At 42.0% G+C, this 25,844-nt stretch carries 18 protein-coding genes and 1 pseudogene; 10 read left to right on the forward strand and 9 right to left on the reverse strand.

From position 1 onward, the window contains the following. Positions 1–20: 20 nt before the first annotated feature. Positions 21–1,898: a putative nucleotidyltransferase substrate binding domain-containing protein gene (locus L4D78_RS09255; protein WP_428466646.1), complete on the forward strand. Its 1,878-nt coding sequence runs from the start codon at positions 21–23 to the stop codon at positions 1,896–1,898. A 28-nt stretch (positions 1,899–1,926) separates the two neighbouring features. Continuing rightward, entirely contained in the window at positions 1,927–2,673 is a 747-nt protein-coding gene (locus tag L4D78_RS09260; protein WP_428466647.1) for a 3'-5' exonuclease, read from the forward strand. A gap of 475 nt (positions 2,674–3,148) precedes the next feature. Here L4D78_RS09260 and L4D78_RS09265 read toward each other — a convergent pair whose 3' ends face one another. The 4 genes from L4D78_RS09265 to L4D78_RS09280 all read right to left on the reverse strand — a co-directional run bounded on the left by L4D78_RS09265 (position 3,149) and on the right by L4D78_RS09280 (position 6,989). Then, a complete protein-coding gene (locus L4D78_RS09265) occupies positions 3,149–3,772 on the reverse strand; it encodes a bifunctional 4-hydroxy-2-oxoglutarate aldolase/2-dehydro-3-deoxy-phosphogluconate aldolase (protein WP_428466648.1) in 624 nt (207 codons plus the stop codon). A 31-nt stretch (positions 3,773–3,803) separates the two neighbouring features. After that, positions 3,804–4,736 carry a 2-dehydro-3-deoxygluconokinase gene (gene kdgK, locus L4D78_RS09270; protein ID WP_428466649.1) on the reverse strand — a complete coding sequence of 311 codons (933 nt, stop codon included), beginning with the start codon at positions 4,734–4,736 and terminating at the stop codon, positions 3,804–3,806. Positions 4,737–4,804: 68 nt separating this feature from the next. Further along, positions 4,805–5,134, reverse strand: a complete 330-nt coding sequence (locus L4D78_RS09275) for a cupin domain-containing protein (RefSeq protein WP_428466650.1) — start codon at positions 5,132–5,134, stop codon at positions 4,805–4,807. An 88-nt stretch (positions 5,135–5,222) separates the two neighbouring features. Then, a complete protein-coding gene (locus L4D78_RS09280) occupies positions 5,223–6,989 on the reverse strand; it encodes a sodium:solute symporter family transporter (RefSeq protein ID WP_428466651.1) in 1,767 nt (588 codons plus the stop codon). Between the two features lie 310 nt (positions 6,990–7,299). On the opposite strand from L4D78_RS09280, the gene L4D78_RS09285 reads away from it, so the two are divergent. The 4 genes from L4D78_RS09285 to trmY all read left to right on the forward strand — a co-directional run bounded on the left by L4D78_RS09285 (position 7,300) and on the right by trmY (position 14,435). Then, complete coding sequence (locus tag L4D78_RS09285; RefSeq protein ID WP_428466652.1) at positions 7,300–9,441, forward strand: heparinase II/III domain-containing protein; 2,142 nt, start codon at positions 7,300–7,302, stop codon at positions 9,439–9,441. After that, positions 9,441–11,591, forward strand: a complete 2,151-nt coding sequence (locus tag L4D78_RS09290) for a heparinase II/III domain-containing protein (RefSeq protein WP_428466653.1) — start codon at positions 9,441–9,443, stop codon at positions 11,589–11,591. Before L4D78_RS09285 ends, L4D78_RS09290 begins: the two co-directional genes overlap by 1 nt. A gap of 73 nt (positions 11,592–11,664) precedes the next feature. Beyond that, on the forward strand, positions 11,665–13,413 hold the full coding sequence (locus L4D78_RS09295; protein ID WP_428466654.1) for a sodium:solute symporter family transporter: 1,749 nt from the start codon (positions 11,665–11,667) through the stop codon (positions 13,411–13,413). Between the two features lie 425 nt (positions 13,414–13,838). Continuing rightward, positions 13,839–14,435: a tRNA (pseudouridine(54)-N(1))-methyltransferase TrmY gene (trmY, locus tag L4D78_RS09300; RefSeq protein ID WP_428460292.1), complete on the forward strand. Its 597-nt coding sequence runs from the start codon at positions 13,839–13,841 to the stop codon at positions 14,433–14,435. A gap of 79 nt (positions 14,436–14,514) precedes the next feature. Here the strand turns inward: trmY and L4D78_RS09305 are convergent, their stop codons facing one another. From L4D78_RS09305 to tnpA, 4 genes and pseudogenes are all read right to left on the reverse strand, one after another. Further along, positions 14,515–15,246 carry a FadR/GntR family transcriptional regulator gene (locus L4D78_RS09305; protein WP_428466655.1) on the reverse strand — a complete coding sequence of 244 codons (732 nt, stop codon included), beginning with the start codon at positions 15,244–15,246 and terminating at the stop codon, positions 14,515–14,517. Positions 15,247–15,460: 214 nt separating this feature from the next. Then, positions 15,461–15,601, reverse strand: coding sequence for a hypothetical protein (locus L4D78_RS09310; RefSeq protein WP_428466656.1), 141 nt, complete (start codon positions 15,599–15,601; stop codon positions 15,461–15,463). Positions 15,602–15,685: 84 nt separating this feature from the next. Then, positions 15,686–15,967, reverse strand: coding sequence for an IS66 family insertion sequence element accessory protein TnpB (tnpB, locus tag L4D78_RS09315; protein ID WP_428466657.1), 282 nt, complete (start codon positions 15,965–15,967; stop codon positions 15,686–15,688). Positions 15,968–16,024: 57 nt separating this feature from the next. Then, positions 16,025–16,300, reverse strand: a pseudogene (gene tnpA, locus L4D78_RS09320) (IS66 family insertion sequence element accessory protein TnpA); the annotation flags it as partial. Between the two features lie 76 nt (positions 16,301–16,376). Between tnpA and L4D78_RS09325 the strand changes: the two are divergent. From L4D78_RS09325 to L4D78_RS09335, 3 genes are all read left to right on the forward strand, one after another. After that, on the forward strand, positions 16,377–17,333 hold the full coding sequence (locus L4D78_RS09325) for an IS1595 family transposase (protein ID WP_428466658.1): 957 nt from the start codon (positions 16,377–16,379) through the stop codon (positions 17,331–17,333). 251 nt (positions 17,334–17,584) lie between these two features. After that, positions 17,585–19,489 (forward strand): methyl-accepting chemotaxis protein, encoded by a 1,905-nt coding sequence (locus L4D78_RS09330; protein ID WP_428466659.1) that lies wholly within the window; start codon positions 17,585–17,587, stop codon positions 19,487–19,489. 405 nt (positions 19,490–19,894) lie between these two features. Then, positions 19,895–21,646 (forward strand): hypothetical protein, encoded by a 1,752-nt coding sequence (locus L4D78_RS09335; RefSeq protein WP_428466660.1) that lies wholly within the window; start codon positions 19,895–19,897, stop codon positions 21,644–21,646. A 736-nt stretch (positions 21,647–22,382) separates the two neighbouring features. Here L4D78_RS09335 and L4D78_RS09340 read toward each other — a convergent pair. After that, complete coding sequence (locus tag L4D78_RS09340; protein ID WP_428466661.1) at positions 22,383–23,939, reverse strand: polysaccharide lyase 6 family protein; 1,557 nt, start codon at positions 23,937–23,939, stop codon at positions 22,383–22,385. Positions 23,940–24,898: 959 nt separating this feature from the next. Here L4D78_RS09340 and L4D78_RS09345 point away from each other — a divergent pair. Next, positions 24,899–25,822: a polysaccharide lyase family 7 protein gene (locus L4D78_RS09345; protein ID WP_428466662.1), complete on the forward strand. Its 924-nt coding sequence runs from the start codon at positions 24,899–24,901 to the stop codon at positions 25,820–25,822. The last annotated feature ends 22 nt before the right edge of the window (positions 25,823–25,844 follow it).

Consider the following 25,844-nt stretch of genomic DNA (forward strand, 5'->3'; position numbering starts at 1 on the left):
TTTATTTGGATGTCAATTCTATGCCCCAAGCCCTGTTGCCCAATATCGTTGATTTTATTGCTCACGTTGATCCTTTTGATAAGTTGCCTTCTGATTGTCAGCGCCAAATAGCGGCCTCTATTAAAATCACCTATATGGCACAGGGTGAACGTATTCATTTTAGTACCGAACAAGAAGAGTCGTACTTGTATCTGATCCGAACGGGTTCGATGGAGCAGCGCAAGACAAATGGGGTACTACGTGCAAAATTAGGCGAAGAAGATATTTTTGGTTTCAGCTTTCTCAAAACAGAAGAGGGCACAAACAGTCAAGATGAAATGGCTTATGTAGCAACAGCAATGGAAAATACCTTGCTGTACCTCGTGCCACATCACAAGCTAAAAATCATTTTGGAATCTTACCCTGAGTATGCTCAACACTTTGCCGCTCAAGCACAAGTCAGAATTCAGTCAGCACTGAGTGTTGTGTGGTCTGATGATGAAAAAGGTTTATTTTTCAAGAAAGTATCAGAAGTTGCTAGCGGTAAGGTTGCAGTAGTCTCTGCTGATATGACGATTCAAAAAGTGGCTTATGCCATGACGGTTGAAGAGCGCTCTTCAATGGCTGTTGTTACCGAACAAGGTAAGATTACTGGCGTGATTACTGATCGTGATCTTGCCAAGCGTGTTCTCGCGCTTGGTATGAATACCGATAAACCGATTCGTGATGTGATGACCTTGAACCCCATGCTTATTGCACCAGATGATTTGGTCATGAAAGCGGCATCAAAGATGATGCGACATAATGTTCGTAGTTTACCCGTGGTGAAAGATGATCAAGTTGTCGGCTTGTTAACAACAACACACCTTGTGCAAGAACATAGAGTTCAGGCAATCTTTTTGATCGAAAAAATCAAATATACAAACTCGTTGGATGGATTAGCAGAGCTAACACCAGAGCGGCAGGGTATCTTTGAAGCCCTCGTAGAAGGGAACGTTGGTTCAGATATTATTGGTCAAGTCATGTCGATGATTATGGATGCGTTTAATCGTAGAATCCTTCAGCTAGTGGAAGCTCGACTTGGTGAAGCCCCTTGTGAGTATGCATGGGTCGTTGCGGGCTCACATGCGCGAAATGAAATACATCAGTTATCAGATCAAGACAATGCGATTATTTTATCGGATGACGTAACCGATGAAGACCGGATGTATTTCCAGTTATTAGCGATGGATGTGTGTAAATGGATGGATGCCTGTGGCTATAGCTTGTGTAGTGGTAACTATATGGCCTCAGTAAGGAAATGGTGTCAGCCATTATCGGTATGGAAAGAATACTACCGTAAATGGGCTTCAAATCCTGAATATGAGCGCTTGCTGAATATTAGTGTATTCCTTGAGGTACGATCAATTTATGGCGCACATGCGCTGTCAGAGCAACTTCAAGAACACCTTCATCAAGTGCTAGGTGAGAACCGTTCATTCTTAACTATTCTAGTGAATGATGCGACTTCAACTAACCCTCCGTTGGGGATCTTTAATAAATTTGTACTTGAGAAAAACGGTGCACACACGAATACGCTAAATATAAAAAAATATGCACTTAACTTAATTGTCGATCTCGCGAGGATTTATAGTTTGTCTGTAGGGGGCTCGTTAACTGGGACTGAAGAACGGTTCCGTTATGCCTATGAAAAGGGGGAATTAAGTGAAGATAGTTTCAAGGACATTATTGGCGCCTATCGATTCATTACCCGTGTCCGTTATGCCCATCAGTTAGATGCAATGAAAAAGGGGGAAACGCCGAATAACCATATTTCCCCAGATATGTTTGGCAACTTTGAACGAAAACATCTCAAGGATGCCTTTAGGATAGTTTCTGAACTGCAAGAAGCTGTAAAGCTGCGTTATGGCAAGTTTTAACCTTTTGTAAAAGTAAGGAAACTGATTCATGAAAAGTATGTTTTCAATGTTTAAGCCACTTAATCGTTTAGAGAAAGCGAGAGTTAAATGGCTAGGGCAGCAAAGGGTAGGCGAATTACCTCCAGTCATTGAATCCTTAGCGAATACTCGTTGGGTAGATAATGATCTTAGTTTAAACGACGTAGATTTTCTTGTGCTTGATTTTGAAACGACAGGACTGTCTCCGAATAACGATCAAATTTTAAGCATTGGTTATGTAGAGCTCAGCCTCGGTGCTCTCAGCTTAGAAACAAGCCATGAGACCTACATAAAAGACAGTAGTGGGATAAATGCCACAACAGCGATAATCAATCACATTACACCGGAAATGCTCAAACAAGGGCAAAGCCTAGATACGGCGATGGAAGCCTTGTTTGAACGGATGCAGGGTAAGGTTGTGTTAGTGCATGGTTTGACCGTTGAGAAGTTCTTTATTGAAAATTATGTCAAGACACGTTACGGCATCACTTTTCCACCCGTTTTGTGGTTAGATACCTTGTTGCTAGAAAAGTCGATGGCGATTTATATGCATAATAAAGAAGAAGTTGACTACCGCCTGTCTTCTATACGTGAGCGTTATGGGTTACCGCAATACCCGTGTCACGGCGCTTTAATTGATGCAGTGGCAACAGGGGAGTTGTTTTTAGCTATGGTGAAGAAAATGTTTGGTACGGAAGAGCCAAAACTTAGCCAAGTTTATGATGTAAAACACTTTGACCTTACGCTGAGCAGCTAGAGACACCTTCGTCTCGATCCTAACAATGAGAAGATGCATTACACTTAAGACAAATAGTCCTGCCACTGCTCTATAGCAATATACCGTTGTTATGGCTTGTTGATTGATGGCTAAGTGAGTTTGTCTTATGCGATGCTGCTTTTTAATTGCCTTTCTTTGTTTCTTCACTGTTGGTTGCGCTTCTACTCCGACAGCGACATCTGTTCAGCATACTCCTGCAAGTATTGAACAAGAGCATATTCGTGTTCAATATATGGAGTTGTATCGAACGATGGATAGGATGCCAGAGCCAGTGCCAATTATTATTTTAAGACCGGTTCATTCGCCAACGACATGAAAAAAAGATAAAAAAAGTCCCAGTTCAAGGCTGGGACAAAAAATTGTTAATGTAGAAAAGTACGTTGTCTATTTAACGAGGTTAATCAACTCAGTACAAAAATGATCGACTAAATCAGGAAAACAATAACTGGGGGTGTTATTGAACTTTTGAAACTGCATCACGAACAAGCTTACCCAGTTCGTCCCACTTACCTTCGTCGATAAGGTTAGTTGGAACCATCCAAGTACCGCCACACGCAAGTACAGAAGGGATAGATAGGTATTCATCTACATTCTTCAAGCTTACGCCACCAGTAGGCATGAATTTAACAGGGTAAACGGCTGTTAGTGCTTTAAGCATGCCAGTACCACCAGAAGGCTCAGCTGGGAAGAACTTCAACGTGCGAAGACCCATTTCCATTGCTTGCTCAACTAGGCTTGGGTTGTTAACACCTGGTACGATAGTAACACCTTTGTCGATACAGTATTGAACAGTACGTGGGTTAAAACCTGGGCTTACGATGAAATCAACACCCGCTTCGATAGATGCGTCAACTTGCTCGTTAGTCAGTACGGTACCTGAACCGATTAGCATCTCAGGGAACTCTTTACGCATGATGCGAATCGCTTCGATTGCACATTCTGTACGTAGTGTGATTTCAGCACAAGGCATGCCATTTTCAACTAACGCTCGGCCTAGAGGAATTGCGTCTTCAGCATTGTTAAGTGCAATAACTGGAATAACTTTTAGTGCGGCAAGTTGGTCGTTTAGATTACTCATAATAGTTCCTGAATATTGGTCAGAATATCGATTAAGCGAAAATGTTTGGCATTGCATCAGCGGGAATTACAGCACCTTGGTACTGAATAACCGTTGAAGCGACTTGATGTCCAGCATGCGCAGCTTCGGTCGCTGATCCACCAGTAAAGCGCTTGGCTAAATAGCCGCCGCTGAAAGAATCACCAGCTGCTGTTGTATCAACAACAGATTTAGCAACTAAAGCTGGTACAAACGTGTGTGAATCTTGTTCAACAACAAGGCAGGCATCTTTACCACGTTTGATCGCAATTTCTTTTACGCCAGCAGCTTGTGTGCGAGCGATACAATCTTCAACTGTTTCATCACCATATAACATTTGCTCATCGTCAAATGTTAAAAGGGCAATGTCAGTTAATGACAGAATGCGTAAGTAAGCCGCTTTTGCGTCTTCTTTATCTTGCCATAACTTTGGACGGTAGTTGTTATCAAACAACACCTTACCGCCTTTAGCACTGAATGCTTCTAAGAAAGTGAACAGTTGGTCACGACTTTCTTTTGTTAAGATAGCAAGGCTGATACCACTTAAGTACACAGCATCAAAATCCATTAATTCGCTAAGAAGCGCTTGGCTTTGAGGCTGCTCTAACAGGTATTTTGCTGCAGCATCATTTCGCCAGTAATGGAAGCTACGCTCACCAGTTTCATCGGTTTCGATGTAGTACAAGCCAGGGTGCTTGTCTGCAAGACGGATAATCTTGCTAGTGTCAATGCTTTCTGCATTCCATGCAGTCATCATCTCTTCACTGAAATTGTCAGTACCTAGCGCAGTGACGTACGTCGTCTGGATATCCTTGTCCTTGGTCAGGCGAGACAAGTAAACAGCAGTATTTAGTGTGTCACCACCAAAAGCACGGTTAAGCTGAGAGTGTTTCTCTTGCAGCTCGATCATGCACTCACCAATAATGGCAATTTTAAACGCGGCCATATTAACTCCGGGAAAGGTGATGGGAAGGTTATTGGGGAACAGCCTTCCCATCAGGGTAAACAGGGTAATTACTTCAAGAAGTCCTGACGAACAGGAGAGAATGCATCAAGAAGGATGCTATCTTGCTCAAGTGCAACAGCACCGTGTACAGCAAGCTTTTTCGCGATATAAGCATCACCTTTCTTCAGTATACGCTTCTCACCGTCGATTTCTGCTTCGAAACTACCTTCAACAACATAGCCAATTTGGTCATGAATATCATGAGCATGGGGGTGACCAATAGCGCCTTTATCAAAGTTTAGGTGTACTAGCATTAGCTCTTCAGTGTGACCAACGATTTTACGCTTAATACCGTCGCCTAGGTCTTCCCATGGTGTGTTGTTGATATCGAAAAACATTGTGTGACTCTCCAAAAAAACATTAAGTATTAAAATATTACAAATATAAGTAGGGTACAAAGGGTCATTCCCTTTGTTGTTATTAGGATTAAATGGTGCTTAGCTCGGCAGCCGCCTCAGGCTTTTTTCTTGAAGCATTCACAAGCAAGATGCCTACTGTTAGCACGATAGATCCACACAAAATAAACAGTAATCGGCCTGATGGTTCATTTGGAATCAGAGCCATTGCTAGAATACCAAAGCCTGCAGTCGTAATTAGATTACCAAGCATTGAACGCTGTTTAGTATCCAGTGATTGCTGGTCTTCGCCACTAGCAACCAGTGGGGTATTCCAGTTTTCGAATAGCTTATTAACTTCAGCTTCACGCTCAGCCGTTCGGCCTTTGTAGAGCAGAGTTGTTAGGATGAAGAAGCCACCTGTAATGGCAACGTGTGCTGCTAAGCTTAAGCCGACAACTAAATCACTCCATTCGCGACCTGTTAGGGGCTGCTCAAGGCCAAACAGAGCTTCGATATGGTGTGCTTTTAGCATGATACCGAATACGTAAGAGACCAAACCACCAACGATGAGTGTCGACCAACCCGCCCAGTCAGGGGTTTTACGAATCCACATACCGAGTAGTACAGGGATAAGCATTGGGAAGCCAATTAATGCACCAATGTTTAGTACGATATCAAACAAGCTCAAGTGACGTAGTGAGTTAATATACAAACCAATCGAGATGATAATGAAGCCCATCAAGATAGTGGTTAATTTACTTACTAGTACTAGCTCTTTCTGTGTCGCGTTCTGACGGAAAATTGGTTGGTAGAAGTTACAAACAAAAATACCGGCATTACGGTTCAAGCCTGAATCCATTGAAGACATGGTTGCAGCGAACATCGCAGACATTAGTAGACCAACCATACCCGCTGGCATAACGTTCTGAACGAATGCTAGGTAAGCAGCATCACCGGCTTTGTCACCCATTGATGCGTACTGTGCTGCAAAATCAGGCATGAATGCACTAACATACCAAGGTGGTAGGAACCAAATAATTGGGCCAACAACCATTAGGATACAAGCAAGACCTGCCGCTTTACGTGCGTTCTCACTGTCTTTAGCTGCAAGATAACGGTAAGCATTGATACTGTTGTTCATTACACCAAATTGTTTGATGAAGATGAAAACAACCCAAAGAATGAAAATACTAATGTAATTCATGTTGTTACCAACCAAGAAATCACCTTGGAAGTTATCAACAATGTTAGTAATACCACCACCGTGGAAGTAGGCAGCAATTGCACAAGTAATGGTTACAGCCATAATTACCAACATCTGCATGAAGTCAGATGCGATAACAGCCCATGAACCACCTGTTACAGCCATGCCCATCAGTACGATGCCAGTAAAGATAATCGTTGTTTCCATTGGAATGTTGAAAACAGCAGCTACAAAAATAGCCAGACCGTTCAACCAAACACCCGCCGAAATCAAGCTATCAGGCATACTTGCCCAAGTGAACCATTGCTCAGTGGTTTTACCAAAACGCATACGAATAGCATCAATTGCTGTTACTACACGTAATTGTCGGAATTTCGGTGCAAAATACAGATAGTTAAGTAAATAACCAAATGCGTTCGCTAAGAACAAGATGACGACTGCAAATCCATCTGTAAATGCTTTCCCTGCTGCACCAGTAAACGTCCATGCTGAAAATTGCGTCATAAATGCAGTGGCACCAACCATCCACCACAGCATCTTACCGCCCCCCCTAAAGTAATCACTGGTATTGGTGGTAAATTTTCTAAACATCCAACCAATTGCGATTAGAAATAGGAAATAGGCCAGTACTACAAAAGTATCAATGGTCATTTTTTTTTCAGCCTTAAGTTATCGAACTGGGCGTATTTTATGCCTCGAAAAGTTATATTGTAATACAAGGCTTCTTGTTTCGTGATGGTCGTCATGTTTATTTTTCTATATCTTCGTGCTTCACAGATGCTGGTTGTTGTTTAAGGTGTTGATTTTAAAAAAATAAGTTGTTCTGTTTCTTGTGGTTGTTATTCGACTTTAAATTTGTGACTTATGTCTTGTTTTATCGATATGAAGATGAAGTCTTTATGTATTTGTATTATTTTATATCAATCGATGAGGTCGGTAGTATCTCTAACCTGAGGTCAATATGAACACAACAACACAGCCAGTTTTATTTACTCATGACGAACTAACTGATTTACAAAAAGAAATTGGTAGTTCGTCATTGATAGGGAAAACTATCGCGAAGCTACAGGCAGAACTTGATGCTTATATGCTAATGCCGATAGATGTCCCTGGGCACGGTGAAGCTGGAGGTTATGAGCACAATAAACATAAGCAAAATTACCAATACATAAACTTAGCTGGTCGTTTGTTCTTGATCACCGAAGATGAGAAATATGCAAAGTTTGCGGCTTCTCTTCTTACAGAGTACGCAGACAAGTATCTGAAGTTTGGTTTCCATATTCAGCGTAATACCAATCCACCAGGTCGTATTTTTCACCAGCTTCTGAATGAACATATGTGGCTCATGTATGCAAGTTTAGGTTATTCCTGTATTAGCGATTGGCTATCTGAGACAGAACGTCGTCACATTATCGATAATTTATTTAAACCGATGCTTGAAATGTCGACAGTTAAATATGACCACGACTTTGACCGTATCCATAATCATGGTATTTGGGCTGTGGCTGCTGTTGGTATTTGCGCCATAGCAATTGGTGAACGTAAGTACCTTGATATGTCAGTATTTGGGTTAAATGGTGATGGTGAGTCTCGTGGCTTTTTAGCTCAAATATCACAGCTATTTTCGCCTTCTGGCTACTATATAGAAGGGCCTTATTACCACCGTTTTGCTATTCGTCCATTAGCGGTTTTTGCTGAAGTACTTCACCGCCACATGCCAGAGTTAGATATTTATAACTATAAAGGGCAGGTCATTAAGCAAACAACTCAAGCTTTGCTGTCAACAGCGTACCCAAATGGCCAGTTTCCAGCGCTTAATGATTCATCGCACACTATGGGTATAACCGATATGGGTGTGGTGGTTGCTGCAAGCATGTACTTTAAGCGCTACGGTTTCGATAAAAACGTGCTTGGTATGGCTGATATTCAGCAACAAGTATGGTTGAACGCCTGTGGTCTTGAGTTATCTCGCTCTCACCAAGCTGAAGAAAATGTAGAGCTTCCATTTTGGCCGAGTGTTGAATTGAATGAAGGTGCTCAAGGGGACTGCGGTGCTCAAGGCTTTTTACGAATGCAAGGTAAAGACAAAGACATAAGCCAGCTGGTGATGAACTATGGCCAGCATGGGATGGGGCATGGCCACTTTGATACTTTGGGTATTACGTTTTTTAACCGTGGCCAAGAAGTACTACGCGAGTATGGCTTTGCTCGATGGGTAAATATAGAACCTAAATTTGGCGGCCGTTACCTTGATGAAAACAAGACCTACGCACGCCAAACTATCAACCACAACGCAGTTACGGTTGACGAGCAATGCCAGAATAATTTTGAGGTGGATCGTGCTGATAGTGCACACGGGGCGCCACATTTCTTTATTGGCGAAGGTGTAGAACTACAGGCGATGAGTGCGTTTGCTAATGATCATTACCCTGATACGGATATGCAGCGTACTGTGATGATGCTAAAAACTGACTCACTAGAAAACCCATTGCTTATCGATCTTTATCGCTTAACCAGCGATAAAGCACATCAATATGATTATTCGCACCAGTACCAAGGTCAGATCATACGTACCAATTTTGACTATAAAACGAATACTGAGCTGCATCCACTTGGCGATAATTACGGTTACCAGCACCTATGGAACCTTGCTCGCGGCGAAATACAAGATAGTGCACTGATTAGCTGGCTACAGGGTAACAGCTACTACACATGGCTTGGTACAAGCGCAACTACCGACAGCGAAGTGATTTTTACTCAAACGGGTGCAAATGATCCGCAATTCAATTTACGCCATGAAACAAGTTTTCTTATGCGTACAACAGGCAAAGACATACTTTTTGCTTCTGCATTAGAAACGCATGGCTATTTCAACGAAGCCGTTGAAGCGTCAGTAGATGCTCGCGGTAAGCTTCATAACATTGAAGTGATTGGTCACAACGAGATTGGTTCAGTGGTTCAGATTACTGGCGAAAGTATTTGTTTGACAGTGATGGTCAGCAATTTACCGGATGTTACAGAGACGACTGAACACCAAATTGAAATTAACCACATAACTTATAGCTGGAAAGGATTCCTCGCTGTTAAGCAGGAGACGAAATAATGACATACCAACCTCTATTAATTAGCTTTGATGAAGCTGCGATTCTTCGTGAAGATCTTGGTAAAGATACACTAATGGGCAAAGCACTTGCTCGTGATATTGAATTATTAGAAACGTACATGGCAACAGCTGGTATTGAAGTACCTGGACATGGTGAAGGTGGAGGCTATGAGCATAATCGCCATAAGCAAAACTATATTCACATGGACATTGCTGGTCGTTTATTTTTGATCACAGAAAACCAAGCGTACCGTGATTATATTCGTAACATGCTAGTTGCGTACGCTGAAGTGTACCCAAAACTTGAGTTGAACGTTAGCCTTGATAGTAACCACCCAGGCCGTATCTTTCACCAAACACTGAATGAAAACATGTGGATGCTATATTCATCATGTGCATACAGCTGTATTCATCACACACTATCTGACGATGAGCGTCGCTTGATCGAAAATGATCTGTTCCAGATCATGGCTGATATGTTTGTAGACACTTACGCCCACGATTTCGATATCATTCACAACCATGGTTTATGGGCTGTCGCTGGTGTGGGTATCTGTGGCTATGCAATTCAAAACCAAGACATCGTCGATAAAGCACTTTATGGTTTGAAAGGCGATAGCGTAAGCGGTGGCTTCCTAGCTCAGCTTTCTCAGCTGTTCTCGCCAGATGGCTACTACATGGAAGGCCCTTATTACCACCGTTTCTCTTTACGCCCAATTCAATTGTTCGCCGAGACAATTGAGCGTCGTCAACCGGAAGTGGGTATTTTTGCACATAAAGACGGTGTAATTAAAACAACGAGCTATTCGGTTATGTCGACGGCATTCCCTGATGGTACGCTACCTGCGTTGAACGACTCGTCAAAAACGATGGACATCAATGATGAAGGCGTATTGATTAGTACCAGTGCGTGTTTTGGCCGTTACGAAGAAGATGCGAACCTATTGGCGATGGCTGCTCACCAGCAAGACGTGTGGGTACATATCTCTGGCAAGAAATTGTCTGACGCGGTAGCGAAAGAAGCGTCTATTCCTGCATTCAACTGGGGTAGCTTATTTGTAACTGACGGTCCTGATGGCGACAAGGGTGGCCTGACTATCCTGCGTCACCGTGATAGCAAAAATGAAGACACCATGGCACTGCTATGGTTTGGTCAACACGGCTCTGATCACCAGTACCACTCTGCGCTAGATCACGGCCACTACGATGGCTTGCATCTAAGCGTATTCAACAAAGGCCATGAAACGCTTCACGACTACGGCTTTGGCCGTTGGGTGAACATCGAGCCTAAGTTTGGTGGTCGTTACATTCCTGAGAACAAGAGCTACTGTAAGCAGACTATTGCGCACAATACCGTGGTTGTTGATCGTAAGACTCAAAACGAGTTCAACACTGCAATGGCTGAATCGCGTAACGGCGAGCTGCATTTCTTCAAAACTGACAATGAAGATTTTCAGGGGATGAGCGGCATCGTACGTGAATACTACGCGGGTGTTGATATGCAGCGCAGCGTATTGTTGGCGAAAGTGGACGGTATCGAGAACCCACTGGTTATCGACCTATACCGATTGATCACTGAAGACGAGCATGAGTATGACTTCCCTGTTCACCACAAAGGTCAGATCATCCGTACCGACTTCGAATACCAAGGCAACGCTAGCTTGAAGCCGATGGGCGACAGCGATGGTTACCAGCATATCTGGCAAGTTGCACAGGGTGAAGTTTCTAGCAGCACGCTGGTTAGCTGGTTGCATGACAACAGCTACTACAGCCTTGTTAGCTCAGCGGGTGATAATGGTGAAGTGATCTTCGGCCGTCTTGGTGCGAATGATCCTGACTTTAATCTACGTTCTGAGCCAATGTTCGTACTTCGCCAGAAAGCAAAATCTCACCTGTTTGCCAATGTGCTAGAAACACACGGTTACTTTAACGAAGCTGTTGAGGCATCGGTTGATGCTCGCGGTAAAGTGACGAGTGTTGAAGTGGTTGGTATGGATGATGTTGCTTCAGTTGTTCGCTTGAAACTGGTTGATGGTCAGGTACTGACTTATGCGGTTTCTAACCAAACCGGTGGAAAACAGAAGGAAGCACACAGTGTGACGTTTGAAGGTGAAACCTTCACATGGGATGGCCCATACGCACAACTGTAATTGATTGAAAATAAATAAGCCGGGTTTAGCCCGGCTTTTTGCGTTTCTGATTTTTGGAAAGTAATGGAGAATTATGCAAACCTTAGATTTGTTGGTTGTATCTGGATACTTTGTTTTTATCTTAATAGCAGCTTTAATTTTTAAACGCTTTTCTCGCACCTCTTCCGGATTTATCCGTGGGGGAGGTGCAATGATGTGGTGGATGGCTGGCGCGACAGCGTTTATGACCCAATTTTCGGCTTGGACGTTTACTGGCGCAGCAGCAAAAGCGTTTGAAGATGGGTTGCCGGTGTTATTTATTTTTTGGGGAAATGCCATCGGGTTCTTTGTCGCGGCATGGTTTTTTGCTGCTCGATACCGGAAGTTACGAGTCGACACTGCCATGGAGGTGATCCGCTTACGGTTTGGTAAAGCCTCAGAACAAATATACACTTGGCTTCAATTTCCGCTAACGACACTTTCAGCTGCAATTTGGTTAAATGGCCTAGCTATTTTCGTCGCAGCTGTATTTAGTATTGACCTTAAAGTAACGATTATCGGGGTAGGGGTAATTGTTACGCTAATATCCGTCAGTGGTGGTTCGTGGACGGTATCGGCAACCAACGTTATTCAGCTTATCTTATTAATGTCTATCACCTTGATTGTTGGTGCTTATGCTCTGTTCTCTGCAGGAGGGCCTATTCAGTTAGCCAGTGATTTCCCTGCAGAGAGCATCATGGGGAATAATATAAGTTACTGGCAGATTTTTCTGTTGTGGATTGTAATTATTATGACCAAGCAGACTATCAGTACCAATAACGCAATGTCTTGCTACCGATTCCTAGTGACTATTAATGAAAAGGAAGCACGCAAAGCCGCATTTGTAACGGGCATTCTATTTGTTATCGGGCCTGTGATGTGGTTTATTCCGCCTTGGGTCACTGCCACTACAGGGGTAGACTTATCAACGATTTATCCAAATTTAGGTAATGATGCAAATAACGCTGCTTATTTATATTTTATCGAACATTATATGCCCGCTGGCGTATTAGGCTTGGTACTAGCGGCGATGATAGCAGCCACTATTGCTCCGTTAACAACAGCGTTAAATCGAAACGCCGGAATCTTTGTGCGAAATGTTTATCAATCGGTGATCAATCCACAGGCGACAGATCAGCAGCAGATGTTTGTTGGCAAGTTAAGTACGGTGCTCAATGGTGTACTGGCGGTTTTAGCGGCGTTATTTTTTGCATCAATGCAGGAATATAGCTTTTTTGATTTGATGATGCTGTTTGGTGCACTGCTTCAAATTCCTTTAGCTATTCCAGCTTTATTGGCCGTTGTTGTCACACGAACCCCCGATTGGTCTGGTTGGGCGACACTATTGGTTGGTTTGACCGTTTCGTGCTTTATGCAATTTGCATTTGATCCAAATTGGCTCTTGCCGCTATTTGATGCAGAAAGCTTTACTACTCGAGAAATCGTTGATCTTACTGTCGTTGTTGCTGTGCTGGCACAGGTCATTATTACTGGTGGGTTCTTTGTGGCGACAGCTCTTTTTTATAAAGAAGAAGGAGTGGATAAACATCGCCTAAATGAATTGAATCAGTTGTGTGAAAATATGAATACGCCAATCCAGGCTGCAGAGCAAGCAAGTGTTGATTATCGTCAAGGCACCTACCTTGGGTGGCTAACAAAAGGGCTTGGTATCGCTGTTATGATAATGGCATTGCTACCGAATGAGATGCTTGACAGAGGGGCATTTGTGCTCATTGGTGGTTTGATTCTTCTATCGGGCTTTGGTTTGAAGCATCGCCCTAAAATAGCGGAAGCGCAGACATAGTTTTGTGTATGATTCTTATTCCATTAGCTCTTATAATTCAATTTGCATTATTGTAATACAAGTGGTGTGGTTGTATAATGGATTCATCAATCAAAAGTGACACTCATTCACGCTTTTAAACAATCGTTAATGTGCTTTGCTATTAATAGCTATTGTTGGTCATTCTTGCTGTTGTGGAGCCAATGAGCGAAGAATTAACCATTGAAGTTATTGTAAGTGGGCACTTTAATTGAAACGAATCTGTGTGAAAAGATAGTTATCAACTATCTATAATTAAAATGCCTGGTCTTCCAGGCTTTTTTTTATTCGTAATATGGCCATAGCAAAGCTTTCCTATTGCAGAACTCATTAATCCCGTTACATCCTTTGGTAAAGCTGGGATAATCACGCACGATTTTATGAATAAAAGTTTGGGAATTTTATCTATGCGTGCGTTTGTATTAAGAGCAAGATCAGCTCCAACAGAGAGTGAAGCGTTTCTTGCTGGCGTTGGCCAAAGTGCTCACACTGAAATTTTGGCCCACACATTGATGAATACAATCTTTGTTGCGCAGTCACATCGAAGTGATGTCGAAGTCTATTTGGTATTAGAAAGCACGAAAGATTATTCGAGAACTATCCGTTTTAGTGCTAATGAACTTACTGAAATTAATGGCTTTCACGAACAAGCGTGGTTTGACAAGATAACCAAAGCACTTGATGCTTCTAAGTTCATGGGTAAGGAACAAGAACTGAATGTTGAGCCGGGTATAAGTATTCGTACGATTAGTTTCGAAGCATTGGTAAAAGAACTCGCCGAAGACTATCAGCTCTATATGATGGACAAGAAGGGAGATTCAATTCGAGATATTGAATTCGCTGCAAATTCTTGTTTCTTACTGACAGATCATATGCCGATGCCTAAGAAAAGCTATAACAGTTTAAAGCGTTTGGGGGCCGAGAAGATAAGTTTAGGTCCTAAAATGCTCTTTGCATCCCAGTGCGTAGTGTTAATCCATAATGAATTGGACTTGGCAGAATAGTCTTTGTGATTATTAGTTGAATAAAATGAAAAAGGCGCTGAATGATAAATTCAGCGCCTTTTTAACAGGTTTAAATAATTTAAACTGTTTCTTCTTTCGCAACTTCAGAAGGTAAGCGGTGCTTTTCCTCTTGTAGGAGTTGTTGCGATGCCTGACGTGCTTTATCAGCATTGCCAGCCATGATTGCATCGTAAATGGCTCTGTGTTCATTAATACAAACGCCACCATCTTTCGACGAGTGGTGAATGAAACTCATGAAAATGGTTGCCAATACATTACCAAATGGTAGGTAGAAGTCATTGCCTGTAGACAGGAAGATCAGGCGGTGGAAGCGCATATCAACTTCAGCCCAACGGCTCTTATCGAAGCTTTCAGCAATTTCAGACATCTGCTGAAATGTTTCAGATAACTCGATACGTTGTTCTGCCGTGGCATGTCGTGCTGCAAGGGCACAGGCTTCGGGTTCAATTGCTTTACGTAGGCCAAGAAATTGGTGGAAGAAGACTTCGGAGTTTTGCAATCCATCCATCCAATCAAGTAATTGAGGGTCTAAGAAATTCCAATTAGTACGGTCAAGTACTTTTGTGCCAATCTTGGGCTTAGATTCAAGTAAGCCTTTTGAAGTCAGTAATTTCACCGCTTCACGAAGTGCAGTACGGCTAATGCCAAATTGTTCACAGAGGCTCATTTCACCAGGGATTACTTGTCCTTGCTCAAGTTGGCCAGAAAGAATGCGACGAGCAATTTCACGGGCAACTTGAACATGCAGACTACGTTTGGAACCGGCTATGACGGAAAAACTAGAAGACATGAAAATCCTTGGTTTATCTATTTTATGTATGACTATATGACTACAGTATACCTTCTATCCTTGGCATTCTTGAGACTTTTTTATTCTGATAATAAAAAAGCCGATACTGGTCAGATTTTCATGTAGCAATTGGCATGTAAATGTGTGACTTACCCATTGTTTACAGACGATATTTTACATTTAATGTGACTAAAAAATATTTTAAACACATCATTTAAAATTGGTGCAGTGTTTTTTCTAACTCAACGACTTCTTCTGCTTGAGTATCGACGGACTTTTTAAGAGCGCAGTTCTCTTCCTGAAGCTTAAGCAGCATCGTTTTGAGTTGTTCTACATCACCATGAAGTTCGGTCATGTTAGGGCTCTTAATTCAACATTTCACCTAGTTTGACAGCGAAAAAGGATCATTCAAGCCCAATATGATGATCAACATTCTAGCTCACACTTCTCGCCCATATAAAGGTTGATGCGCTTGCGGGTTTTCAAGTTTTAACCCAGAGAGTAGCCAGTTGAGTTGTCGGGTAGAGATGTGGATATGACCAGACGCCGTTGGCCTTGGCCACTTGAAGCGACCTTTTTCTAAGCGGCGGTAATAGAGCCAAAAACCATTGGTATCCCAGAACAGGATTTTGATTTTATCTCGCCCTAGGTTGCAGAAGATGAACCATGCGCGATTCAATGGATCCATTTCTAGCACATCTGCCACAATGAGAGAGGCCATCAATCGACTTTCTCATGTCGGTAATACCTGAGACAAAATAGACAGCGCCACTTGGGATCATTGCAGCGCCTTAAGCCATGTTTGAATCTGAACCGATGAAAGTGACGTTGGCAGCTCTGCTCGGAGTCCGTTAGGCAAGTGCGCGACAACCATTTTCCCACTGAAAGATGGGTGATCATTCATGACCACTTGGTGGGCTACTTGTTCATCGTCGGTTTGTTTAAGCTTTTTTAACCAATAGTGAACAGTGGCGTAATTGATATCGTGCTCTTTGCAAAAGTGTGGAATGGAAAGATCACTTTCCTGTTGCTGAGTAATGATTGTTGTCCAGTGTTGTTGTTTTTCTGATCGCTATGTTCCCTTCAGTTATTGCTGTACTTAAAGTAAGCGGCAACTGGAGGGAATGTTTATGCTCCAAGCTCACTTTCGTAAACTAGTCATCCAACTGGGTGAACTAACCGACAGCCAATCTACCCATGTTGAGATGTTACTCAAAGGGACAGACCCAAGCTCCCATATCATCAGGGACTTAGAGCAACGACTTGTTGATAATCCTGAATGCCCTCACTGCTATAGCTCTCTGATAAATCGTCACGGGAAAGTAAATGGTATGCAGCGGTATCGCTGTAAGAACTGTTTGAAAACCTTTATGGCAACAACGGGAACACCGTTGGCACGTCTTTATTACAAAGAACAATGGGGTCATTACATGAAATGCATGCTGGAGAGCAAAGTACTTCGTGTCAGTGCCAGAGAGTGCGGTATTAATCTCAAGACCTCATTCCGATTGCGACACCGATTTTTGGAACTACCTACAACCCTGAACGCATCAGGGCTTGAAGGCATTATCGAAGCCGATGAAACGCTGCTCCCCTATTCAGAGAAAGGCTCAAGGACATTGACACGAAAACCCAGAAAGCGGGGAATGAAAGCATCTAAACGCGGTCGCTCTAAAGAAGACTGGGTTCCAGTACTAACAGTTCGAGATCGAGGTAAACATACCTTTGAAGCGATTCTACCTGATGTGTCAGAAGAGGCTTTAGCCAACGAATTGAAAGGAAAGCTGCAAAAAGATAGTGTTCAGTGCACCGATGGACTGAAACCGTATGTCGCTATATCTCTACGTAATGACTTGATCCATAAGAGGCTTAACGTATCAGCAGGAATTAAGGTAATCGATAAAGTATTTCACATTCAGAATGTTAACGCTTACCACAGCCGCTTAAAGGGTTGGATGAGACGATTCCATGGAGTGGCGACAAAATACTTAGATCATTACCTTAGTTGGCATCGATACATGGATGCTACAGAAGAACTTAACGAAAACAAAATGTTAAGTCTTCAGCAACAGTTAAATGGAACATAGCTATTCAAATAGGAACATAAGCCTCGCTCTTTATCGCTTTATTTGTATGTAAAGTTAGATATATTTTATTCTGAAAGGCTGCGAAGTAAACCTGTGACCGCATTATCATTATTTTTTTTAAATCAATAGTTAAGCGTGATAAGTATCATTCTATCAAGAATAGGGCGTTGATTATAACCCTTGTATTACAATAATATTTAATTAAATCGCCTCGAGGCTAAAAATACACTTAAAAAGGAGTTCTAGCTCGTATGGATATTTCTAAGCTAGGATTTAAATCTAAAATCATTATCGCTGCTATCGTGACGACGATGTTGTCGTTGTCATTGGTAGGCTATTTGTCTCACAATCAATTGAGTGAACAAGTTAATCAGAAGATCTTGAGTGACATCAATCACTCTTTGGCAAAAGAGGTTGACGAACTTGAGTCAACGGTTCAAAGAACTATCGATACGGTAAATGCGCTGGCTAAACAGTATCATGGTGGGGAAGCTGAAGAGATAAGAGGTGAACATCTTGTCTATTTAGCACAGTCTTTAGGAGGTATAGATAAGGTTGTCGTTGGCTTCGATGATGGTTCTTCGTTTACTTCAAGACCATCTGAGTCTTTCCCAAATGGTGTGGGCATCAAGAGTTTATATGACCCGACAACTCGCCCTTGGTACAGTAATGCAAAGTCTAATGGTGGACTATCTCTGAGTGACGTATTTTTCACTAAGTCAGATCAGATACCCATGATTGGCGTTATGTATGCACTTCGAGATGGTGTGATCATGGCTGACATCCGTTTTGATGATGTACATGATAAGTTACTCGAATTAGAGGCAATTGGCGATGCGCGGGCGATCGTCGTTGATAGTCAAGGGATGGTGGTAGCCTCTACTTTAGACAGCGTTTCATCTCAATCACGTATCTCTGAATCTGTTCTAAGAGACCTAAAAGTATCAACGGGCACGTTTGTTGACTATTACGTTGACGATAGTGATCGTTTGGTCACGTCCATGCCTATTGAGCTTGGTCGTCAGACGACTTGGGAAATGATTGTATTTGTCGATAAGTCCATTGCACTCATTGAGTTGGGCCAAGCAACAAAACAGTCGGTTATGACAATCATTGTTGCATTGCTTCTAACTGCAATCGCCATCGTACTGGTTTTACATCGTATCTATAGACCAATTGTTTCGCTTAAAGCGCTTGTCTCAGAGCTTTCAGCAGGAAACGGAGACTTGACGCAAAGGCTTTCAGTGAAAGGAAGTGATGATCTTGCGGATATTGCAAAAGGGATCAATCGCTTTATCGATGGCCTACAGAACATGTTGATCGAAGTCTCTACTTCTACCGCTCGTCTTGGTGATAAAACGCATAGTATTGAAGACAGTTGTAAAGAAGCGCATAGCGTTCTCAATGTGCACACCAGCGAAACGACCCAAATTGTTACGGCGATTGATGAGTTGTCACAGTCATCTCTGGTTGTCGAAAAACACACAGATTCCGCGGCTGAAGCAGCTCAATCAGCGATAGCGCTGAGTGACCAAGCGAAACAAATTAACTCGATGACTCAGCAACATATTGTCGATCTTGAGCAGCAGGTTGGTATTACCTTCGACAATATTAACGAAATGGCGAATGAAACCCACAGTATTCAGTCGATCGTAAGTGTGATTGGTAGCATTGCTGAACAGACCAATTTACTGGCACTGAATGCTTCTATTGAAGCGGCTAGAGCGGGTGAACATGGACGCGGCTTTGCAGTTGTGGCCGATGAGGTACGCGCACTCGCAAATCGTACGCAGGTGAGTACATCAGAGATCGAATCGGCTTTGGTTAAACTGATGGATAAATCTGGTGGGTTGGTGACTTCAATCGAAGAGACCAAAACACATTGTGAAAATACCCGCTCTGAAGTGGATAAAGCGGTTGAGATGCTGCAAACACTGGATACGCAGATTGAAACAATAAGCCAGTTTAACGGCGAAATTTATAATTCAGCGACAGAGCAGAACACGGTGATTCAGAGCATCAATGTGAACATTCATAAGATCAATGATCTTGTCACGAATTTGAACGCATTAAGTCAGACTCAAGTGGATGAATCGGAGCAAGTGTTAGTTCTCAATAGCAGTGTTGATGAGGCGATTGGTCGCTTTAAAGTGTAGCTATGACCCAATTTAAATGGGTTTAGGGCAATCATAGACTCAGTATATTGCAGTGATAATAAGGGAAAGGTTTCGTTCCCTTTATTTTTTGTATGTCTGAATGATAGCTAAGAAGATGTAAAATTGAGTCTTTTAAGCGAGTTATATCTCTACTACTTACATATTCAAATAGGAACATAAGCCTCGCTCTTTATCGCTTTATTTGTATGTAAAGTTAGATATATTTTATTCTGAAAGGCTGCGAAGTAAACCTGTGACCGCATTATCATTATTTCTTTTAAATCAATAGTTAATCGTGATAAGTATCATTATATCAAGGATAGGGCGTTGATTATAATACTTGTATTACAATAATATTTAATTAGTCAATGTACTCTATAAATAAAATATAAGGATGTTTATACAATGCAAGCAACTAAAATCGCATTTGCGGTTGCACTTTCTGCTGGCCTGTTAACTGGTTGTAACTATGGTGCGAGCTCTGATAATGATGGTGGGGGTGAAACACCACCACCTGAAACACCAGAATCACGTCTAAAAGGTGGATACTGGGAGATTAATGCGGCAGGTACGCCTGCGATGTTCAGTGGTGATGAGCTACCAAAAATCTATATTTTTGATGGTTCTACTCAAAGATACTATAGCGATAGCTCTAACCCTGGTACCTACACTATTTATGCTTCTGAGTTTGAGGAAGATATTGAAAAGGGTACGATTACATTTAACTATTACCCAGATCCAAATGACTTAGAAAACTTTGAGGAAGTTACTGGCTCTTACACGGTTGAGGACGGTGTTCTAACTATCACAGATACTGATTCCAATCACGGTGACTTGTCAGCAGAAGATCACTCAGAAGATGAAACGGTAAAAGATGCTGTAACAGCAGCTAACGATGGGGCTGGGTACAACGGCTTTGTACAAATCCTCAATACTAACCCTGAAGGAAGCTCTACCGGTCGTTTACGAGTTAAGTTTTCTGAAGCAACCGATCTGACGGTTATTGAGTCTGGTAAAATCACACTCGACTTAGTTTATCAAGTTGATGAAGATACTGAGCAGCCTGATGATACAGGTGGTAACTGGGGTTACGTTTCTTTGTTCACTGAGAGTGCTTCAAACTCTTACCTTAACGGTGAAGTCGTGTTAGATGAAGGGTCTATTCGTTACCGTGACGGAGATGGTACAGTTCAAACTATAGACGGGGAGTTTGAACTTGGTGAGACACTTCAACTTGAAATGTCATGGGAAATCGATGAGTTCTCATTCTCTATCAATGGTGTTCAGTACGCTGACTCGTTCCCAGTAAAAGACCCTTCTAATGGCGTTACAACCATTGATATTAAGCTCGGCGATAACAGTAATACCACTCACTATGAGCTGCTTGGCGACAACTTAACAATTTATGCCAAAAATGAGTTAGATGAATATGTTGTGGTGTTCGAAGACGACTTCGAAAAGTATGGTGCGGGTTATGACCTTGTCAATGCGTCGTACTACAACAGCAATACCAACCAAGCTGTCGTAAAAGTTGTGGGAGATGAAGGCGGAGAGCCTGGTGAGGTAACGGATGATTTTGAGTCTTACACTGTAGGTACACAAATCGACGTTGCAAATCCAGCTTACACTGTATCTTCCGGTGTTGATGGGGACACAGTAGAAGCGAAGATCAGCGATGACGTAGCTAAATCGGGTACTAAGTCTCTTTACATCAGTGATTTTAGTACAGAAACAAAAGGGGTTGTTTCACGTGAATTTTCTAACGGTGCGGCAGAAAGTGGCTCTGTTTCAACTTCGGTCTATATCCCTGCAGACGGTTATGTGAAGTCAACTTACCTATACTTGGGTAACTCTACTAGCGCATCATCAGGTGAGCGTTTTACTGAGTTCGCATTTGGTTCATCTGACGTCAGATTTAGAGATGAGACGGGTAGCTTAACAGCTTTGCATCCATACACTAAAGACACATGGGTAGACGTTGAAATCTCTTGGGACTCAGCGGGTGATGTAACTGTTAAGGTTGATGGCACTGAGTACACAGGTCTAAAAGCAGAGAACAGAACCGGAGCACCGACTTTATTTGCTCTCTACAACGGTGACAATAGTTCTACAGGTACATACTCTTACTTTGATGACCTTGATTCAGAACTGTTTTAACCCATACTTGGCTTAACGCCAAATTCAAAGACTAGTAAGAGTGGAATCCCAATCAGTCAGGTACTGATTGGGATTTTTCGTCTATACGCTATTCGAGTCACAATGTCTTCTTGTCATACAACTTATCAAGAAAAGGGGAGGGGTTTTAGAAATATCGCAACTGAGATGTTTGAGTTAAAGAAGGGTAGAGTTACTATTCTGGTTTATTGTTTTTGTAGCTTAATCACGAGCTGAAAACAATGCGAGGAAAATTTTAACGGCTACATTAAAAATAGGGTAGTGTTGCGAGATAATAGACTTAATTTGGGGCCGCCAGTTTGTAGGAACCATACCACACGTAAAATAGGATTTACTCCCATTATAAAAATAAAGGCAGTTTAAATAACTAATTGTTACGTGATATAGGTGACGGGTTGGATTTAGTATTCAAATGAGTGTTACTTTAAGCTGCTATTCTTCGGGAGTAGGTAATCTTAAATAAGCTCACTGTTGCAAGTTCTCTTTATAGAGTTATGTAGGGACGAGTTCAGCAAGCTATTGGAATAGGACCTATGAAATGGTATCTCATGAATAGTTGGTCAATTGGCTCTTTGACTATTACTGTGACTGTTACCCTTTCGCTGGTTTAAAGGTGTCTAAATATTGGTTTAAGAGCAGTTGATGCGGGTAAAGGAATGTCTATTGAGCGGTTCAATCAATGCTGAGGTTTGATAAGAAACCTCAGCATTGTGGCTAATTATTCACTAATGCGGTAAGAAGCACCAGTATCATTAATTGATAAAACCGTCAGGCCACGTGCACCACCGTCAAAGTTAGTCGCTTCAAGAAGACCATTCTCTGCAACTTTAAACTTAGGGTCATCATTTACTGTGCCTTTCGATGGCAACTCTGTACCTTCGATAGTACCCATGTACAGATTATTGTCGTACGTTGGGTTGACCAGTGCGGCAACAGAATCGTTAGCTTTTAGAGCTAGTGTGCCTGATGCTTGTGCGTATGAGATGTTGTTCTTGAATGTTACGTCAGTGCCAGCATAAACCGTGGTGACTTGAGAGTTGTCATATAGGCTTACACGGTGGCGTTTGTCTGAGTATAAGAAGTTTTGGCGAGAGTCAATAATAGTGTTGCTCTCAATGTTTACTTGGTAAGGAGTGGCTTGCTTGTTCAGCTCTTTACCTTTCACATCGTTATCCAGCTTTTCCCCTTTCAGAACATCGGTAATCCCCGTGTTGATTGCGATACCACCACGAACGTCTCCGGTTCCCATCACTCGTTCAATGTAGTTATTGCGAATGTTATGCCCGGCATCGTATAGACGAATACCACCACTACGGTCTTTGTTGTTGCCTAGAATCACATTATCTTCAACTGTGTTGTTAATACCGTGGCGAAGTGAAATCATAGACGAACTATCAATGATGGTATTTCCTCTGACGGTGTTGCCACCGGACTTAAGTGAGACAAGTTCAGTTTCGCCGTCCATTTGTAAGAACAAGTTACCCTCAATGGTCGTCTCTGAAGGGAAAATAGAGCTTTTTGAATCACCTAGGCGGATAGCTTCCCAAGAGTTTGAGTTGTAACGAATGGCATCAGAGTTATCAAACTCATTGAATTGGTTATGCTGCTGGTTGTAGAACAAGTTCCCCTTAATGAGGTGCTTATCCGCGGTTTCGTCACTCGAAGCTTTTTGCACGCCGATTAGAGTGCCACGCTTGTGCTTGCCTTCGAAAGTGTTATCGATCAGCTGATTGTTCTTACCGTACATCGCAATCCACAGTACTTTAGGGTACTCAGTACGACGTTCATCCGGTTGGTAGTCAAACCCATGAATGAAGTAGTAGAGCGTTGAGTTCACTAGTTTATTGTTATCCCCACGGAATATGATTCCACCCATGCGTTCGGCTGGCCCACCTTCAGTAAATACGACGCCATCCAGAGTAATATCATTTCCGCGAAGGATTATCTGAATCGAACCTGTAAACCAAGTTGTTCCTGGCTCTTGAGCTCGAATCGTGACATTGCTTGCCGTTATCTCAAATTGGCCCATATCCTCATATTTACCAGATGGAATCACCAGCTCATCACCGTCTTTTAAGTTGAGCAGTTGTTGCTTCAACTTAACGGCATCGCCAGCAGCAATGCTATCTGATGTAATTACAGGTTTGTCCCAGTCTGCTAAGTAGCTTTGTGTGTCTAGCCCACGATCTTCGATCATTGATGGGTCGATGCTGCTTGCACTAGCACCAAAAATGAATGCTGACAGCACAATAGCCGCCAAAAACGATTTTTTCATTAGATACCTCACATTTGTATTATTTTATTCTTATATGTTTTTATCCATAAAACTGTGATCTTTATCTTAGAGGTACATTTGAAATATTTAGTTTCAGTTTTCTGAACAAGATAGGGCGTGAGGTGTTGCGTGTTATTTTGTTTGGTATCAACAGCTTAGGGTTGATTTGTTGCCATTCATACTGTGGTGCCTGCTTTGTAAACCGTGACAGTTATCAATTTTCATAAAATCAAACGAAGTGTGAATGTCACAAAATCACTATTTTAATGTGAACTATGTACTACCGTCAAATTTGTATGATAAACCCTACAGAAAAACACCTATAACGAATGGAAACGACAGAAATTAAATTTAGAGTTTTCATCTGAAACTAGAAAAATTTTTGTCTAAACCGCCCTCACACACCCCTAGTAAAAACTAAACCACCCCTATCTGAAGTATGAAAGCAAGCACACAGAAAAACCTAAAAAGCCTCATTGAAACAAAGCAATCACCGATAGAGCAACAAGTTAAGTTATTGTTTTTTAAAAATAAAACCCAAGACAAGTCAGGAGGCACAAGGAAATACAAGGAAATACAAGGAAACATAAAGACAAATTTAGTCTCATAATTTCACACCCTTAATACTCATAACAATTTCAAAAAACGCACTAATAGTGTGCGCCACAACACACAAAATCTGATTAACACACTACCTACGTCACAAAAATAACAGTACCAATTTGCGCGATATTTCTTTGTATTATTATATGCGTACATTCCAACGCGAGAGCTAAATGTACATGGTGATTTAGATATATTTCCCCAAAAGCACTCACGATATGTTGATAACTATTATTTGCTGATGAACATACTTTGGAACAGATAAGCCAATACTTACTGTCGCTTATTTGTCTTATTGTTTGTTTATTTGTTTACATAATCTTAACTTTTTAGTCCAATGTTTAGGAAAATAGATAATGAAAAAGTTTGCTCTTATTACTGCTATTGCAGCAGCGGTATCTGCACCAGCGATGGCAGAAAAAACTCCTAGTGATGTTCTAGACCTTTCTTGTTGGAAAGTAACACTTCCAGTTTCTTTGACTGGTGGTGATCGCCCAACAGAATTTAGTGAAAAAGAAATTGCAGAAGGCGCAAGCAACTCTGATTACTTCTTCGTTAACGAAGCTGGTGATGGTGTTGTATTCCGCTCCCCAATTGCAGGTGTAAAAACATCTGAAAATACAAAGTACATTCGTTCGGAGCTACGCCAAATGATGCGTTGTGGTGATACTTCTATCTCTACTCGCGGTATTAACAAAAACAACTGGGTTGTAGATACAGCAACGGAAAGCAATCAAGAAAAAGCGGGTGGTGTAAACGGAAAGATGTCGGTGACTATTTCGGTAGACGAAGTAACGACAACTGGTGTTGACTGGCAGATTGGTCGCACAATCATCGGTCAGATTCACGGCGAACACGATGAGCCAGTGAAAATCATGTACCGCAAAATGCCGCATTGGAACACTGGCTCTATCTATCTGTTAATTGAACCAGAGCGTGACTCAGGCCTACGAGTACACGGTGATATTCTACTTCCACTCATTGGCGATCCACGCCCAACATTCTGGCGCAATGGAGAAAAGCAAACTCCTAAAACGATGGATCATGGTGTGGCTCTTGGTGAGAAGTTCTCTTACGAGATTGATTACTCCGGCAATGACCTAACAGTAACGTTCGACATCGAAGGACGAGACCAAATTTCACAAACTGTAGATATGCGTAACTACGGCTACGAAAACGACTGGTTCTACTTCAAAGCGGGTAACTATATACAAAACCGCACAGGTGAAGCAGACGAAATCACGCAAGTTACTATCTACGACCTTAAGTTAGAACACTAATTAATAATAAAAAAATTACCCA

The organism is Photobacterium minamisatsumaniensis (assembly GCF_050336695.1).
GTDB classification, from domain to species: Bacteria; Pseudomonadota; Gammaproteobacteria; order Enterobacterales; family Vibrionaceae; genus Photobacterium; species Photobacterium minamisatsumaniensis.